This window comes from Actinopolymorpha cephalotaxi (genome assembly GCF_013408535.1).
GTDB classification, from domain to species: Bacteria; Actinomycetota; Actinomycetes; order Propionibacteriales; family Actinopolymorphaceae; genus Actinopolymorpha; species Actinopolymorpha cephalotaxi.
In genome coordinates, this window is the sequence record NZ_JACBZA010000001.1 from 530,270 (window position 1) to 546,323 (window position 16,054).

The following is a 16,054-nucleotide window of genomic DNA, read 5'->3' on the forward strand; positions in this document are numbered from 1 at the left end:
CGCTTGTGCGGGCTCTGTTACCGCACCACGGCCCTCGGGTGACTCCGGCTGAAACAGCGCCTTCCTAACGTCACCACGACCGGGTAACCGTGCCCCGCCGTGGGCGCCGTCGTGGGAGGACGCCGTGAGCACAACGCAGACGCCGACAGATTCGCCGACGGGGACCACGCCGAGGACGACGGGCCGGCTCGGCGGCCGGTGGATCGACCGCTGGGAGCCGGAGGACGCGGCGTTCTGGCGGCGTACCGGCCGCCGGGTGGCGACCCGCAACCTGCTGGTGTCGGTGTTCGCCGAGCACCTCGCGTTCTCGGTCTGGCTGGTGTGGAGCGTGACCGTCGTCGCGTTGCCGGCCGCCGGGTTCGCGTTCTCCGTCGACCGGTTGTTCTGGCTGGTGGCGCTGCCCAGCCTGGTGGGTTCGCTGCTGCGGCTGCCGTACACCTTCGCGGTGCCGAGGTTCGGCGGGCGGAACTGGACCGTGGTGAGCGCGCTGCTGTTGCTGGTGCCGGCGGTCGCGATGGCGCTCGCGGTGAGCGACCCGGGCACGCCGTACTGGGTGTTCGTGCTGGTCGCCGCCGCGGCCGGGCTCGGCGGCGGCAACTTCGCCTCGTCGATGACCAACATCTCGTTCTTCTTCCCCGAACGCGCCAAGGGCCTCGGCCTCGGCCTGAACGCGGCCGGCGGGAACCTCGGCACCAGCACGGTGCAGTTCCTGGTGCCGGTCGTGCTCGGCGCGGGTGCGGGGACGCTCGCGTACGCCGGGCTGATGTGGGTGCCGCTGATCGCGGTGTCGGCGGTGCTCGCTTGGTTCTGCATGGACAACCTCACCGTGTCGAGGGCGCCGGTCCGGGGTCAGCTGGCGGCGGCGAAGCGTCCGCACACGTGGGTGATGTCGCTGCTCTACATCGGGACGTTCGGTTCGTTCATCGGCTACTCGGCGGCGTACCCGCTGCTGGCGAAGACCGTGTTCCCGGACTCGGGCGCGACGAAGTACGCGTTCCTGGGCGCCCTGGCCGGCTCGCTGGCGCGGCCGGTCGGCGGCTGGCTGGCCGACCGCTGGGGCGGCGCCCGGGTCACCTGCGCGGTCTTCGCGGCGATGGTGGCCGGGATGGCGGTGCTGCTGGTCGCGGTGAACGCGGGGTCGCTGGGGTTGTTCGTCACGGCGTTCGCGGTGCTGTTCGTCGCCGCAGGCGTGGGCAACGGCTCGACGTACCGCATGGTCCCGGCGATCTTCGCCCGGCAGGGTGAACGCGACGAGCGGGCCGGTGTCCCCGGTGCCCGGCGGGCGGCGCTGACCGAGGCCGGCGCGGCGGTCGGGATCATCTCCGCGGTCGGCGCGTTCGGCGGCTTCCTGATCCCGCGGGCGTACGGCGCCTCGCTCGGCGCGACGGGCTCGGTCGCCGCCGCGGTCGTCGCGTACGCCGCCTTCTACGCCCTCTGTCTCGGCGTGACCTGGTGGTGCTACCTGCGCCGGCAGTTGCTGGTCGCCCGGATGCCGAGCCTGGCCGAGGCGGCTGTCTGAGCGATCCGGGGATCGGTGAGCGCCCGTTGACAGACACGAAACAGAGGGGACCCAGGCGTGAAACGGTGGGACCGCAGGCTCGACGACATGTCCGATTCGGTGGTGGCGGCGACGCACTGTCCGTACTGCGCCCTGCAGTGCGGGATGGAGCTGAGTGCCACGCCGGACTCCGCACCGGACGCGGGCGCCGTGCTGGTGGCGCCCCGCGCGCACGGCGACAACGCCGCCGCCCTGTGCCAGAAGGGCTGGACGGCGGCCGAACTCCTCACGTCCACCGACCGGTTGCGTACGCCGCTGGTGCGGGCCGCGCGCGGTGAGGCGCTCGCGCCCACGTCCTGGGAGGCGGCGTTCGGCACCGTCGCCGCGACGATCGCGCGGGTGCAGGCCGAGCACGGCCCGGGTGCCGTGGCGGTGCTCGGCGGCGGAGGGCTGACGAACGAGAAGGCCTACCTGCTGGGGAAGTTCGCCCGGACCGTTCTACGGACACCGAACATCGACTACAACGGCAGGTTCTGCATGTCGTCGGCGGCGGCCGCCGCCAACCGGGCGTTCGGGCTCGACCGCGGGCTGCCGTTCCCGCTCGGCGACATCGCCGCGGCCGACGTGGTGCTCCTCGTCGGCGGCAACGCGGCGGAGACGATGCCGCCGTTCCTGCGGGTGCTCACCGCACCGCGACCGGACACCGGCGGCCTGATCGTCGTCGATCCGCGGCGTACGCCCACGGCCGAGCGTGCCCGGCTGCACCTGCAGCCCACGCCCGGCACGGATCTCGCGCTCGCGCTGGGGCTGCTGCACATCGTGCTGGTGGAGGGGTACGCCGACACCGAGTACGTCGCCGCGCGCACCGACGGTCTGGCCGGCGTACGGCCGATCGCGATGAGCTACTGGCCCGAACGCGTCGAGCGGATCACCGGCGTGCCGGTGGCCCAGCAACGCGAGGCGGTACGGCTGCTGGCCACCGCCGGCCGGGCGGTGGTGCTCACCGGACGCGGCGCGGAGCAACACGCCAAGGGCACCGACACGGTGAGCGCGTTCGTCAACCTGGCCTTGGCACTGGGGCTGCCGGGCACACCGGGTTCGGGGTACGGCTGCCTCACCGGGCAGGGCAACGGGCAGGGCGGCCGCGAGCACGGGCAGAAGGCCGACCAGCTGCCGGGCTACCGCCGCATCGACGACCCGGCAGCCCGTGCGCACGTCGCCGCCGTCTGGGGGGTCGACCCGGACGACCTGCCCGGCCCGGGCCCGAGCGCGTACGAACTCCTGGACTCCCTCGGCCGGCCGGGTGGGCCTCGCGTCCTGCTGGTGTTCGGCACCAACCCGGTGGTCTCGGCGCCCGCGGCCGCACGGGTCGAGGAACGCCTGGCCGGTCTGGACCTGCTCGTGGTCTCCGACCTGGTGCGCTCGGAGACCGCCGACCTCGCGGACGTGGTGCTGCCCTCCGCGCAGTGGGCGGAGGAGGACGGCACGATGACCAACCTGGAGGGCCGGGTGATCCGTCGCCGCCGGCTGCGACCGCCACCCGGCGAGGTGCGTACCGACCTGGAGATCATGGCCGGGCTCACGGACGCACTGGGCCGCGGGCCGGCCGTGGAGACCGACCCCGAACGCGTCTTCGCCGAGCTCGGCCGGGCCAGCGCGGGCGGTCCCGCCGACTACGCGGGGATCAGCTACGAACGCATCGACGCCGAGGAGGGCGTCTTCTGGCCGTGCCCCTCGCCCGCGCACCCGGGCACGCCGCGGATGTTCCTGGACCGCTTCGCCACTTCGGACGGCCGGGCGCGGTTCGTCCCGGTCGAGCACCGGCCCGCGGTGGAGGACGTGGACGTGGCGTATCCGGTCTACCTCACCACCGGCCGGGTGCTCGCGCAGTACCAGAGCGGCGCCCAGACCAGGAGGGTCGGAGCGCTCCGGCGGGCGGCGCCGGGTCCGTTCGTGGAGGTGCATCCGGTGCTCGCCGAACGCCACGGCATCGCCGAGGGGGACGACGTACGGGTGGTGAGCAGGCGCGGCGTCGCCGTGGCACCGGCCCGGCTGACCGAGACGATCCGGGTGGACACGGTGTTCATGCCGTTCCACTGGCCGGGCGCCGGCCGGGCGAACGTGCTCACCAACCCCGCGCTGGACCCGACGTCGCGGATGCCGGAGTTCAAGGTCTGCGCCGTCCGGCTGGAACCTGTGGGCCGCGTGGTGCGCGAGCGGGCGGAGGCGACCCGATGAGCGTCGTCGTGGTGGGCAACGGGATGGCCGGTACGCGGTTCGCGGCCGACCTGCGTGCCCTCGACCCGCATCGTCCGCTGGTCGTCTTCGGCGCCGAGCCCGGCCGGGCTTACAACCGGATCCTGCTGCCGGAGGTGCTGTCCGGGCGGCTCACGCCGGACGACCTGGCGCTGCCCGAACCGTCGGGGGCGCTGGACCTGCGGTGTGGTGTGGCGGTCACCGCGATCGACCCGGACCGCCGGGTGGTCTACGCCGACGACGGCAGCCGGACGAGGTACGACGCGCTGGTGCTCGCCACCGGGAGCAGGCCGGTGATCCCTGCGGTCGAAGGGATCTGCCGCGACGACGGTTCGCTCGCCGACGGCGCGGCGGTGTTCCGTACCCTCGGCGACTGCCGGCGGATCCTGGCCGCGGCGCGCGGCGCCCGCGACGTGGTCGTGCTCGGCGGCGGGCTGCTCGGCCTGGAGGCCGCGCGCGGCCTGTCCAGGCGGGGACTCCGGGTCCGAGTCGTGCACGCCCGAGGTCAGCTGATGGAACGTCAACTCGACCTTGACGCCAGCCGCATCCTCACCAGCACGCTGGCCGGACTCGGGGTCGAGGTGCTGGTCGAGGCGGCTACCGCGGCGGTGGCCGGCGACGCGGACGGCCGGGTGCGGGGTGTCGTCCTGGACGACGGCACCCGGATTCCGGCCGATCTGCTGGTGGTCGCCTGCGGTGTACGGGCCGACACGGGCCCTGCTGTCAACGCCGGCTTGCGCACCGGCAGGGGGATCGTGGTGGACGACCGGATGCGTACGTCCGACCCGGCCGTCTACGCCCTCGGCGACTGCGCCGAACACCGCGGACGCGTGTACGGCCTGGTCGCCCCGGCCTGGGAGCAGGCCAGGGTCGCGGCCGGGGTGATCGCGGGCCGGGGCGGAACGTACGCCGGGTCGCGGCTGGTCACCCGGCTCAAGGCGCCCGGCATCGACCTCGCCACGATGGGCGACCCACACGTGCGCGACGAGAACACCGAGGTGGTGACCTTCGCCGACCCGGCGCGGCACGTCTACCAGAAGGTGCTCATCCGCGAACGCCGACTGGTCGGGGCGATCCTGCTCGGCGACAACCCGAGCGTCGGCACGGTCACGCAGCTGTTCGACCGGGACGCACCGGTGCCGGTGGACGCCCGGTCGCTGCTGTTCGCCCGCCCCGGCTCGGGGCCGGCCGCGAACGGGTCGCCGGGTGTGCCCGCCGCCGGCGACACGCTGTGCCGGTGCAACGGCGTCACCGCCGGCGGCATCGCCACCGCCTGGCTGGCCGGCGCCCGCACCACCGAGCAGGTCGCGCGGGCAACCCGCGCAAGCACAGGTTGCGGCGGCTGCCGCGACACCATCGAGGGGTTCGTCGCCGCGCTGTCCGCCGGCCCGGCGCACACCCCCGCGCCGGAGGAGGTGGTCGCATGAAGCTCGTCGTCGCCGGCAACGGCATGGTGGGGCAGCGGTTCGTGGAGGCACTGCGTGCCCGTGACAGCGCCGGCCGCTGGGAGGTGACGGTGCTCGCCGAGGAGAGCCGGCCCGCGTACGACCGGGTGGGCCTGTCGGCGTACTTCACCGGCACGTCGGCGGAGGACCTGTCGCTGGTGCCCGAAGGGTTCTACGACGACGCCCCGGCGGTGACCCTGCGACTCGGTGAGCCGGTGCTGTCGGTGGATCGCGACCGCCACGTGGTGACCACCGCGCGGGGTGAGTACGCCTACGACGCCCTGGTGCTGGCCACCGGGTCGTACCCGTTCGTGCCGCCGGTGCCGGGCAGCGACCTGCCGGGCTGCTTCGTCTACCGCACGCTGGAGGACCTGGAAGCACTCGCGGCGCACTGCGCCGGGCGGCGCGCGGGTGCGGTGGTCGGTGGTGGCCTGCTGGGGCTGGAGGCCGCGAACGCCCTTCGCCTGCTGGGACTTCGCACCCACGTGGTGGAGTTCGCGCCGCGGCTGATGCCGATGCAACTCGACGAGGCTGGCGGTGCGATGCTGCGCCGCCACGTCGAGGCGCTCGGCCTCACGGTGCACACCGCCACGAGGACCGAACGCCTGGAGGCGGGACCGGACGGCATCGTGGAGCGGATGGTGTTCGCCGCCGCCGAGGACGGCGCACCCGTCACCGGGGGCGCGGAGCCGGGCATCGACGTGGACACCGTCGTGTTCGCGGCCGGCGTCCGTCCCCGTGACGACCTCGCCCGCGCGTGTGGCCTCGAGGTCGGCCCGCGCGGCGGTGTGGTCGTCGACCGCACCTGTCGTACGTCTGACCCGGCCGTGTACGCGATCGGGGAGTGCGCGAACGTCGACGGGCAGGTGCACGGCCTGGTGGCGCCCGGCTACGCCATGGCCGAGGTGGTGGCCGCCCGGTTGCTGGGCGGTGACGACACCTTCGCCGCGGCGGACAGCTCGACCAAGCTCAAGCTGCTCGGCGTGGACGTGGCGAGCTTCGGCACGCCGGCCGGCGAACTCGACGTGGTCTACTCCGACCCCGCACACGGGATCTACGCCAAGCTGGCGTTGACAGACGACGCGCAGACCCTGCTCGGCGGGATCCTGGTCGGCGACGCCTCGGCGTACGCCGTGCTGCGGGCCGGTGTCAACGGCCCCTTGCCGGGGAAGCTGGCCGACTTCCTCGGCTCCGGCGAGGTGTCCGGCGACCTGCCCGGCGGCGCGCAGGTGTGCTCGTGTCACGCGGTCACCAAGGACGACATCCTCACCGCCGTGGGCGACGGCCACACCGACGTCGCCGGGCTGAAGGCGTGCACCCGGGCGGGCACCGGGTGCGGGTCGTGCGTACCGCTGCTGAAGACGCTGCTCACCCAGGCCGGCGTGGAGCAGTCGAAGGCGATGTGCGAACACTTCGCGTACTCCCGGCAGGAGCTCTTCGACCTGGTGCGGGTACGCGAGCTGCGCAGTTTCTCAAGGATCGTGGCGGAGTTCGGCACCGGCCGGGGATGCGACGTCTGCAAGCCCGCGATCGCCTCCATCCTGGCGAGTCTGGGCAACGGGCACATCCTGGACGGTGAGCAGGCCGCGCTGCAGGACACCAACGACCGCTTCCTCGCCAACCTGCAGCGCAACGGCACCTACTCCGTCGTGCCCCGCATCCCGGGCGGGGAGATCACGCCGGACAAGCTGCTGGTGATCGCCGAGGTGGCCCGCGACTTCGGCCTCTACACGAAGATCACCGGTGCCCAGCGCATCGACCTGCTCGGCGCCCGGGTTGAGCAGTTGCCGCTGATCTGGCGCCGGCTGGTCGACGCGGGGATGGAGTCCGGGCACGCGTACGGCAAGGCGGTCCGGACGGTGAAGTCCTGTGTGGGCACGACCTGGTGCCGCTTCGGCGTACAGGACTCGGTGAGTCTCGCCGTCAACCTGGAGTTGCGCTACCGCGGCCTGCGGTCCCCGCACAAGATCAAGGCGGGGGTGTCCGGTTGTGCGCGCGAGTGTGCCGAGGCGCGGGGCAAGGACGTCGGCGTGATCGCGACCGAGAACGGCTGGAACCTCTTCGTGGGCGGCAACGGCGGCTTCCGTCCCCGGCACGCGGACCTGTTCGCCACCGATCTGGACACCGAGACCCTCGTCCGGACCATCGACCGGTTCCTGATGTTCTACGTACGAACGGCCGACCGGCTCCAGCGCACCGCCGCCTGGATCGAGGGCATGGACGGTGGGCTGGACCATCTCCGGTCGGTGATCGTCGACGACACGCTCGGCATCTGTGCCGACCTCGACGCGGCCATGGAACGCCATGTCGCCGACTACAGCGACGAGTGGGCGGCGACCCTCGACGATCCGGACAAGCTCAGCCGCTTCGTGTCGTTCGTCAACGCACCCGGAACGCCGGATCCCTCGATCGAGTTCGTCACCCAACGCGGCCAGGCGGTACCCGCCGACGCGCCCGTCCTCGTCGCCGGACCCACCCTGGCGACGCGAACGCAAGGAGAGGTTGACAGATGACAGCAGTGCTGAGCAGGACTCCGGACACGGCTCCGGACACAAGGCCGGGCGGCGCCTGGGTCGCGGTGTGTGCCGAGACCGACCTGACGCCCGAACGCCCGGTCGCGGCACTGGTCGGCGAGGAACAGGTCGCGATCGTCCGCACCCACGACGGTCAGGTCTACGCCGTGGGCAACCGCGACCCCTTCTCCGGCGCGTACGTCCTGTCCCGCGGCATCGTCGGCAGCGCCGGTGAGGTTCCCGTGCTCATCTCGCCGATGTTCAAGCAGGCGTTCGACCTGCGGACCGGACAGTGTCTCGCAGCGCGGGGAGTGGCCGTGCCGACGTACGCCGTGACCGTCGGCGAAGGCGTCGTGTCCGTCGCCCTCGGGGCCAGGTCATGACTCCCGTCCAGCAGGGCGAGGTCCCGTCCACGGGTCTGGCGCCGCCGGCGGTGGCGAGCGTCGAGCCGCCGCGCGCCCACTCCGAGGCCTCGACGGAACTGCGGCCGCTCACCGGCTTCACCGTGGGGGTGACCGCCGCTCGCCGCCGGGAGGAGCTCGTCGCTCTCCTCGAACGTCGCGGCGCACGGGTCGTCGAGGCCCCGGCCATCCGGATCGTCCCGCTGGCCGACGACCGGGCGTTGCAGGCGGCCACCCGGCTGTGCCTGGCCCAGGGCATCGACGTCGCGGTGGCCACGACCGGGATCGGCTTCCGTGGCTGGCTGGAGGCGGCGGAGAGCGCCGGCCTGGCCGAGGGGCTGCTGGCCACCCTGGCCGGCGCCCGGTTGCTCGCGAGGGGGCCGAAGGCGCGGGGTGCGATCCGTGCGGCCGGGCTGACCGAGACGTGGGCACCCGCGTCGGAGTGTTCGGAGGAGGTGCTCGACCACCTGCTGGCCGGTGGCGTACGCGGTCTGCGGATCGCGGTCCAGCTGCACGGCGAGCCGTTGCCGGACTTCGTGGCGGCGCTGCGGGCGGCGGGTGCCTCGGTGGTCGAGGTGCCCGTCTACCGGTGGGTGCTGCCCGAGGACGTCGCGCCGCTGGTCCGGCTGGTGGAGCTGGTGAAGCTTCGCTACGTCGACGCGGTCACGTTCACCAGCGCACCGGCGGCGGCCGCGCTGCTGGAGGTGGCGGGTGCCGAGGAGGGGGCCGTGGTCGAGGCGTTCCGGAGCGGAGTGCTGGCCGCCTGCGTGGGACCGGTGGCCGCCGGTCCGCTCGCCCGGCGCGGCGTACCCACGTTGCAACCCGCCCGGGCCAGGCTCGGCGGGCTGGTGCGCACCCTGACCGACCGGCTGCCCGCACACCGCACCCGGCAGGTCGCGGTGGCCGGCCATCGGCTGGAGATCCGCGGCCACGCCGTCGTCGTGGACGGGGAGATGCGGATGCTCGCCCCCGCGCCGATGGCCGTGCTGCGGGCGCTCGTGGAGCATCCCGGCCGGGTGGTGTCCAGGGCGGATCTGCTGCGCACCCTCCCGCGCAGCGCCGACGGGCACGCGGTGGAGATGGCGATCGCGCGGCTGCGCGCCCGGCTGGGGGACTCCCACATCGTCGGTACGGTCACCAAACGGGGATATCGCCTCGCGATCGACCCGGCGGACGGCGGCTGAGCCGGGCGGCGGCCGAGCGGCCGAACTGTCGTGCCGTAGCGTCCGGTGGGTGACGGTGGCGCGTTCCCTGGTTCTGTTCGTGGTCGCGGCGCTCGCCGAGATCGGCGGCGCCTGGCTGATCTGGCAAGGTGTCCGCGAACACCGCGGTCTGGCCTGGATCGGCGCCGGCGTCATCGCGCTGGGGGCGTACGGCTTTGTCGCCACCCTTCAGCCGGACCCGAACTTCGGCCGGATCCTGGCCGCGTACGGCGGGGTCTTCGTGGCCGGCTCACTGGCCTGGGGCGTCGTCGTCGACCGGTTCAGGCCGGACCGATGGGACCTGCTCGGCGCCGCGATCTGCCTGGTGGGCGTGGCCGTGATCATGTACGTTCCCCGTCGCTGACCTCGCCGCGCCGCCGACCCGCCGTCAGTCCTCCGACAGCGGCGTGCGTGCGATCACCGCGGCGGCCAGCAGCTGGGCGTGCGCCGGCCGGCCCGGGTCGAGCCTGGTCAGCTTGGCCACCCGGTTCAGGCGGTAGTCGAGGGTGTTCGGGTGCACGTGCAGCTCGGCGGCGGCCTGCCGGCGGTTGTGCCCGCTCCGCTGGTAGGCGAGCAGCGTCTCCACCAGGTGCGGGTGCCCGTCCAGGCAGTCGAGAATGCGGGCCAGCCGTTCCCGCCCCGGTCCCGGCCGGGTGAGTTGGTACTCCAGGAGCACGTCGGTGAGGACGTACGCGCCGGGCGGGCGGCCCAGGGCGGACGCGAGGTGGGCGATCTCGTCGGCCTGCTCCACCGCGTCCGGGATCGCGCCCAGCCCGACCGCGCGTTCGGCGCCGACCAGCACCGGAGTGGTGAGCGCCGCGCCCAGCCGCTCGGCCAGCGAGACCAGCCCGAGCTCCAGCGACGGCAGGGTGTCGCCCGGTGCGGGGACGAGTGCGACGCCGCGGTGCCCGTCCAGCACGGTGAGTACGGGCGTTCCGGCGTAGGCGTCCAGCTCCTCCTGGACCAGGTGACCGACCTTCTCGGCGGTCACGTCGGCCGGCCCGCTGATGGTGAACACCAGCACCAGGTGGTTGGTGGTGAGGCTGATCCCGGCGCGCTCGGCGTGGGCGGATGCGGGTTCGCCGGACAGGAGTGCCCTGGTCAGCGCCCGCCGGGCGGTGTTCTCCTCGTCGTTGAACTCCTGGTGCCCCTCGACGTAGCCGCTGGACACCACGGCCGTCACGGAGCGTAGGTAGGCCAGCAGATGCTCGCTCCACCGGCGCAGCTCGCCGGGGTCGGCCGCCGAGACGACCTCCTCCCAGCCGGTCCGGGAGCTCAGGTGGTACGCGCCGAGCAGGTCGGCGAGGGGTAGGTCCGCGCGGGCGTGGCGGGCGGCGTCCTCGCGTACCTCCGCCAGCTCGGCCCGGGTGGGCAGCCGGTGCTCGTCCGCGGAGCGGAGGTAGCGGTCGACGTTCTCCTCGATCACCGCGACGAGCGAGTCGTACGACGCGCCCGCGGGCGGCGACCCGGTGGCCGGCGGGTCGGCGGCGTCCCCAGGGGGCCCGTGCTGGCGTGCCCGGGGCCGGGCCTGCGCCGGCGAACCGGCCTCCGGACGCTCGAAGACGACGGTCGGAACCTCGGCGGCCAGCTCGTCCAGGGCGCGCCGGACCGCCGCGGCTGCCCGCGATGTCCACCGGCCCTCTGGCGCGCCGTTCACCAGGTGATTGTCATCGTCACAAAGGGGCCGTGCAAATCAGGCGATTCGCGGGCGGCGTCGGCGTATTGTCTGCATACTGATCACCGTTGCGCAGAACCCCGACTGCCGGCCGGGCGGAGACGGGGGTCACGTGACGCGGTAGGCACATCCACGACGAGCAGCAGTGCGGCGGCGGATGGGTCGCCGGACCGGCCTCGCGCCGGCCGGGCGGACCCGTCGCGCAGGGAACAGGGATCCGCGGCCCGCGCCTGAGGAGACCACGGCATGAAGGTTGCACTCGGAGACCGAATACGCACCACGGTCGAGATCCGCAGCGGTTTCCAGGTCATCGAAACCGGCACCGTGGGAGTCGTGTTCGACACCCACGACAAGCCCGACCGGTCCTATCTGATCGACCTCGGCGCGGACAGTGACGTCCGTTACACCGTGCTCTTTCCCGGGGAGTTCGAGGTGACCGCGAAGGCCGCGAAGCCCGGCTGCCCCGATGCCGAGGCGGCGGAGGAGGCCGAGGCGGCCAACGCAGCGGACCCGGTTGCGGGCCCCGAGGCGGACAAGCCCGCGAAGGCGTCGCCCGTCCCCGCCACAGCCTCCCGCCGCTAGCTCGCTCGGGTTTCCGGCCGGCCGGCGGCGGGGCTCACCCGTCGCCGCCTCCAAGTCGGGCGCGCAGCTCCGTCCACTCCGCTGGGACATGCCGGACGAAGCCTTCTTCCCGTCCTTCGATGGCGTCCTGGATCGCCTCCCGATATCCGGGCCGGGCGTAGGCCATCGCCCGTAGGCGCCACTGACCCAGCAGAGTCCGCAGTTGCGCGAACTGCGCGGGATCATGGGCCGCGTCGAGAGCGGCGTGGTATTCGCTCAGGAACTGCGCATGCCGTTCCTGGGGGAGCGCCCGCAGGATCTCGGCCGGGTCCCACGCGACCCCGGGCATCGGCTCGGAAGGCATGCACGGAAGCTACAACTCACCTCCGACCACCCCAGTGAGCCCACGCGGCAGGTGGTTATGGGGTGTATGCAGTCCAGCCGTCAGGTGCTCAGCCGACCCATGTCACGTTGAAGATCGTAAGGAGTTCGGCTCCCTCATCGACCTTGAAGTACATAATCCCGGCGTCGCCAAAGGTCGTCTGCCGGAACTCGGGTTGATCCTGGTACAAAGTCCGTGCATCCCACGGCTTGTCGAGCAACTCGACTGTCCTCGAGACCAGCGCATCAAGCGCCTCGGTCGGGAGGCCCTTCATCTGTGCCAACGCAGCCACGTGGAGCTCCACGCGGTAGGTCACCGTTCGTCGGCCCAACCGGGAAACGCCTCGTCCATCGAAACGAACTCGTCCCGCCTGTTCTCCCGCACGGCACGCTCCGCCTGCTCGAATGCGGGATTGGAGACGGCGGCCGCGTGCAGCCTCCATACCCGCAACAGCTCTTGCAGTTGTTTGAACCGCCAGATCTCGTGGGCCGCATCGAGCGCGCTGTGGTACTCCCCGAGGAACTGCGCATGCCACTCCTCGGGGAGCACCCGCAAGATCTCCGCCGGGTCGTACCCGACTTCATGGATCGGCTCAGCACTCATTTCGTCAGGCTATCGGACGGTGACGGAGCCGCGGTGACGCAAGGCGGACCGGTGCTTGGTGTTCCTGCCCGCCCTCCATCACTTGGGAGGATGCCGCCGAGGTTCTTCGGTCCCGCCGAAGAACCTCTCGCAGCCCCCAGAGATCGGGCCGACGCTACCCGTCGCCGGGACGGGACGCCGGTGGTCGCCTGCCTGCAGTGCCCCTCGGGCCCGCCCGCGAGCTACTGCCGGACAGGGCTGCTGTCAGGACGAGACTTGCGGCCACGGCTTGAAGCGGCGTACTTCCTGGGGCCAGCCGCACCCTTCCGCGACCTTGCCGGCCCACATCTTCGCGGCCTCGTCGTCGGGCACGTCCACCACGGTGAATCCGCCCAGGAACTCCTTGGTCTCCACGTACGGCCCGTCGGTGATCATCACGGTGCCGCTGGTCGCGTCGGCGCTGAAGGCCTTCTCGGGTTCCTCCTCCAGACCCCCGGCGAAGACGAACACGCCGGCAGCCTTCATCTCGTCCACGACCGCTCTGCTCGGCGCCACCCGCCCGCGATACCACTCCTCGGGGTGGTCGCCGACCCACTGCTGGTTGAAGAAGATGAGGTACTGGGCCATTGGTTGCTCCTCCCGCCGGCGGGCCTGGGTGCCCGCCCTTCGCCTCCTCGACGAACGGCGAGCGGCGAAATCGACACGATCATCCGGATCAGATCATGCGGGACCGATCATCCGGGGAAGGGCACCCCGGTGTTCGCGTGGCAGCGGTAGCCGTGCGGGTTCTTCGCGAGGTACTGCTGGTGCCCGTCCTCGGCCAGGTAGTACGCCGGCGCCGGCGCGATCTCGGTGGTGATCTCGCCGTACCCGCGGTCGGCGACGGCCTTGCCGTACGCCGTGCGCAACTGCTCGGCGACCTCGGCCTGCTCCGGCGTCGTGTAGTAGATCGCCGAGCGGTACTGCGTGCCGATGTCGTTGCCCTGGCGCATCCCCTGGGTCGGGTCGTGCACCGTGAAGAACGTCTTCACCAGGTCGGCGTACGACACCCGCGCCGGGTCGTAGACCACCCGGACCGCCTCGGTGTGCCCGGTGCGGCCGGAGCAGACCTCCTCATACGTCGGGTTCGGCGTGACGCCGCCCGCGTACCCGACCGAGGTGGACCACACGCCCGGCAGCTGCCAGTAGATCTCCTCCGCACCCCAGAAGCAGCCCAGGCCGAACAGCGCGACCTCGTGGCCGTCGGGGACCGGGCCCTCCAGCGGGTTGCCGAGGACGAGGTGGCGCGGGGCGACCTTGAAGGGCCGCTCGGGCCGGCCGGGCAGGGCCTTCTCCGGGCTGGGCATCTCGGTCTTACGGCTGAACAAGCTCATGAGCCACCCTCTCCTTGCTGCGACCTGCGTACTCGGCGGGGGTCGCCGACGGGTTGACGACGGGTTCCCGACGGGATTCCCCGAATGGCTCAACGCGGCCCCGCGGGTACCGAATTCCCCGACCGCGGGGCCGGGGAGCGCGGGATGGGTGCTCGCCCTGTGGAACCCGGTGGCAGCCGCCGCCGGACGTGGCGCAGGATCGGACCCGTGCCCAACGATCATGCCCGTTCCGCCGACCAGGACCAACCGCCCGGCGATCACGACCGGAAAGCCGGCGATCAGGAGCAACCGCCCAAGGACGCCTCCGGTCCGCTGGCCGCGCTCCGGACCGGCCGGCTGGGTCGCCGGCTGCCCCAGTTGTACGCCGGGCTCGCGTTGTACGGCGTCTCGATGGCGCTGTTGATCCGCGGCAACCTCGGCCTGGACCCGTGGGACGTGTTCCACCAGGGACTGGCCGTACGCATGCCGCTGTCGTTCGGGACGATCGTGATCCTGGTCAGTCTGGCCGTCCTGCTGTCCTGGATCCCGCTGCGCCAGTGGCCCGGGCTGGGCACGGTGAGCAACGCGCTCCTCGTCGGGGTGGCGGTCGACCTCGCCCTCGCGGTGCTCCCGGCCCCGGACCCGATGGCCGCCCGGATCGCGTTCATGCTCGGCGGGGTCGTCCTGAACGCCGTCGCCACCGCCGCCTACCTCGGCGCCCGGCTCGGGCCGGGGCCGCGGGACGGCCTGATGACCGGCCTGGTGAGGCGAACCGGGGGATCGGTCCGGGTTGTCCGTACCTGCATCGAGGTGGTCGTCCTCGCGATCGGCTGGCTGCTCGGCGGCACCGTCGGCGTCGGCACGGTGGTGTACGCGGTCGGGATCGGCCCGCTCGTGCACGTGCTGCTGCCGCGACTCACCGTGCCGACCCGGCCTGGTCCCCGCCGCCGGGAGCCGTCCCGGATAGCCTCGGGGCCATGAACGAGCAGCACCGCGGGTTCGAGACCCAGGCCATCCACGCAGGTCAGGAGGCCGACCCGGCGACCGGCGCGGTGATCACGCCGATCTTCGCCACCAGCACCTACGCGCAGGACGGCGTGGGCCGGCCCCGTCAGGGCTATGAGTACTCCCGTACGCAGAACCCCACCCGCGCGGCGCTGGAGGAGTGCCTGACCGCGCTGGAGCAGGGGGTACGCGGGTTCGCCTTCGCCAGCGGCATGGCCGCCGAGGACACCCTGCTGCGGACGATCTGCCGGCCCGGCGACCATGTGGTCATCCCCAACGACGCCTACGGCGGCACCTACCGGCTGTTCGCCAAGGTCGCCCAGCCGTGGGGGGTCGACCACACGCCCGCGCACGTGTCCGACGTGACCGCGGTCCGGGCTGCCGTACAGGCGCGGCCCACGTCCGTGCTGTGGGTGGAGACGCCGACGAACCCGCTGCTCTCGGTCGCCGACATCGCGGCCCTGGCCGACGTCGCGCACGAGGCCGGCGCGTTGCTGGTGGTCGACAACACGTTCGCCTCGCCGTATCTCCAGCAGCCGCTCACCCTGGGCGCCGACGTGGTGGTGCACTCGACGACGAAGTACGCCGGCGGCCACTCCGACGTCGTGGGCGGCGCGCTGGTCACCAACGACGCGGACCTCGGCGAGCGGCTGGCGTTCCACCAGAACTCCATGGGTGCGGTGGCCGGGCCGTTCGACTCGTGGCTGGTGCTGCGCGGGCTGAAGACCCTGGCCGTACGCATGGAACGCCACTGCGACAACGCCGAGCGGATCGCCTCGTTCCTGCAGGCGCACCCGAAGGTGCGCCAGGTGCTCTACCCCGGACTGCCCGAGCACGCCGGTCACGAGGTCGCGGCCAAGCAGATGCGGCGGTACGGCGGGATCGTGTCGTTCCGGCACGCCGAAGGTGCCGAGGCGGCCGCGGAGGTCTGCGAGCGCACGCGGGTGTTCACCCTCGCCGAGTCGCTGGGCGGCATCGAGTCGCTGATCGAGCACCCGGGCCGGATGACACACGCCAGCGCGGCGGGTTCGCCGCTGGAGGTGCCCGACGACCTGGTACGGCTGTCGGTGGGCATCGAGACGGTGGACGACCTGCTCGAGGACCTCGCCCAGGCCCTCGGCTAGGACCTGCAACCGGAGGAAAACGTATACACATCACCCCGATGTGTATACGGTTTCCTTC

At 72.5% G+C, this 16,054-nt stretch carries 16 protein-coding genes; 10 read left to right on the forward strand and 6 right to left on the reverse strand.

What is annotated here, in order from left to right; translation table 11 throughout:
- Positions 1-124: 124 nt before the first annotated feature.
- The 7 genes from FHR37_RS02380 to FHR37_RS02410 all read left to right on the forward strand — a co-directional run bounded on the left by FHR37_RS02380 (position 125) and on the right by FHR37_RS02410 (position 9,679).
- Complete coding sequence (locus tag FHR37_RS02380; RefSeq protein ID WP_092881671.1) at positions 125-1,519, forward strand: MFS transporter; 1,395 nt, start codon at positions 125-127, stop codon at positions 1,517-1,519.
- Between the two features lie 87 nt (positions 1,520-1,606).
- A complete protein-coding gene (locus FHR37_RS02385; RefSeq protein ID WP_092881894.1) occupies positions 1,607-3,736 on the forward strand; it encodes a molybdopterin oxidoreductase family protein in 2,130 nt (709 codons plus the stop codon).
- Positions 3,733-5,181 carry an FAD-dependent oxidoreductase gene (locus tag FHR37_RS02390; protein ID WP_092881673.1) on the forward strand — a complete coding sequence of 483 codons (1,449 nt, stop codon included), beginning with the start codon at positions 3,733-3,735 and terminating at the stop codon, positions 5,179-5,181. Before FHR37_RS02385 ends, FHR37_RS02390 begins: the two co-directional genes overlap by 4 nt.
- A complete protein-coding gene (gene nirB, locus FHR37_RS02395; RefSeq protein WP_092881675.1) occupies positions 5,178-7,712 on the forward strand; it encodes a nitrite reductase large subunit NirB in 2,535 nt (844 codons plus the stop codon). The genes FHR37_RS02390 and nirB overlap by 4 nt, the downstream gene beginning before the upstream one ends.
- Positions 7,709-8,095, forward strand: coding sequence for a nitrite reductase small subunit NirD (gene nirD / locus FHR37_RS02400; protein ID WP_092881677.1), 387 nt, complete (start codon positions 7,709-7,711; stop codon positions 8,093-8,095). Before nirB ends, nirD begins: the two co-directional genes overlap by 4 nt.
- Positions 8,092-9,297, forward strand: a complete 1,206-nt coding sequence (locus FHR37_RS02405) for a uroporphyrinogen-III synthase (RefSeq protein ID WP_092881679.1) — start codon at positions 8,092-8,094, stop codon at positions 9,295-9,297. The genes nirD and FHR37_RS02405 overlap by 4 nt, the downstream gene beginning before the upstream one ends.
- Positions 9,298-9,346: 49 nt before the next feature.
- Positions 9,347-9,679 (forward strand): YnfA family protein, encoded by a 333-nt coding sequence (locus FHR37_RS02410; protein WP_092881681.1) that lies wholly within the window; start codon positions 9,347-9,349, stop codon positions 9,677-9,679.
- Positions 9,680-9,703: 24 nt separating this feature from the next.
- Here the strand turns inward: FHR37_RS02410 and FHR37_RS32875 are convergent, their stop codons facing one another.
- Complete coding sequence (locus FHR37_RS32875) at positions 9,704-10,972, reverse strand: PucR family transcriptional regulator (RefSeq protein WP_175542379.1); 1,269 nt, start codon at positions 10,970-10,972, stop codon at positions 9,704-9,706.
- Between the two features lie 264 nt (positions 10,973-11,236).
- Here FHR37_RS32875 and FHR37_RS02420 point away from each other — a divergent pair, with 264 nt between their 5' ends.
- Positions 11,237-11,572 (forward strand): hypothetical protein, encoded by a 336-nt coding sequence (locus FHR37_RS02420; protein WP_092881685.1) that lies wholly within the window; start codon positions 11,237-11,239, stop codon positions 11,570-11,572.
- Positions 11,573-11,606: 34 nt separating this feature from the next.
- Here FHR37_RS02420 and FHR37_RS02425 read toward each other — a convergent pair whose 3' ends face one another.
- The 5 genes from FHR37_RS02425 to msrA all read right to left on the reverse strand — a co-directional run bounded on the left by FHR37_RS02425 (position 11,607) and on the right by msrA (position 13,888).
- Positions 11,607-11,915 carry a DUF6247 family protein gene (locus FHR37_RS02425; RefSeq protein WP_175542380.1) on the reverse strand — a complete coding sequence of 103 codons (309 nt, stop codon included), beginning with the start codon at positions 11,913-11,915 and terminating at the stop codon, positions 11,607-11,609.
- An 88-nt stretch (positions 11,916-12,003) separates the two neighbouring features.
- A complete protein-coding gene (locus tag FHR37_RS02430; RefSeq protein ID WP_139238834.1) occupies positions 12,004-12,237 on the reverse strand; it encodes a hypothetical protein in 234 nt (77 codons plus the stop codon).
- 8 nt (positions 12,238-12,245) lie between these two features.
- On the reverse strand, positions 12,246-12,536 hold the full coding sequence (locus FHR37_RS02435) for a DUF6247 family protein (RefSeq protein WP_092881689.1): 291 nt from the start codon (positions 12,534-12,536) through the stop codon (positions 12,246-12,248).
- Positions 12,537-12,779: 243 nt separating this feature from the next.
- Positions 12,780-13,142, reverse strand: coding sequence for a YciI family protein (locus FHR37_RS02440; protein WP_092881691.1), 363 nt, complete (start codon positions 13,140-13,142; stop codon positions 12,780-12,782).
- 107 nt (positions 13,143-13,249) lie between these two features.
- Entirely contained in the window at positions 13,250-13,888 is a 639-nt protein-coding gene (msrA, locus tag FHR37_RS02445; RefSeq protein WP_092881693.1) for a peptide-methionine (S)-S-oxide reductase MsrA, read from the reverse strand.
- A gap of 207 nt (positions 13,889-14,095) precedes the next feature.
- Here msrA and yczE point away from each other — a divergent pair, with 207 nt between their 5' ends.
- Positions 14,096-14,848: a membrane protein YczE gene (gene yczE, locus FHR37_RS02450; RefSeq protein WP_237768605.1), complete on the forward strand. Its 753-nt coding sequence runs from the start codon at positions 14,096-14,098 to the stop codon at positions 14,846-14,848.
- On the forward strand, positions 14,845-15,996 hold the full coding sequence (locus tag FHR37_RS02455) for a cystathionine gamma-synthase (RefSeq protein WP_092881695.1): 1,152 nt from the start codon (positions 14,845-14,847) through the stop codon (positions 15,994-15,996). Before yczE ends, FHR37_RS02455 begins: the two co-directional genes overlap by 4 nt.
- Positions 15,997-16,054 lie beyond the last annotated feature (58 nt).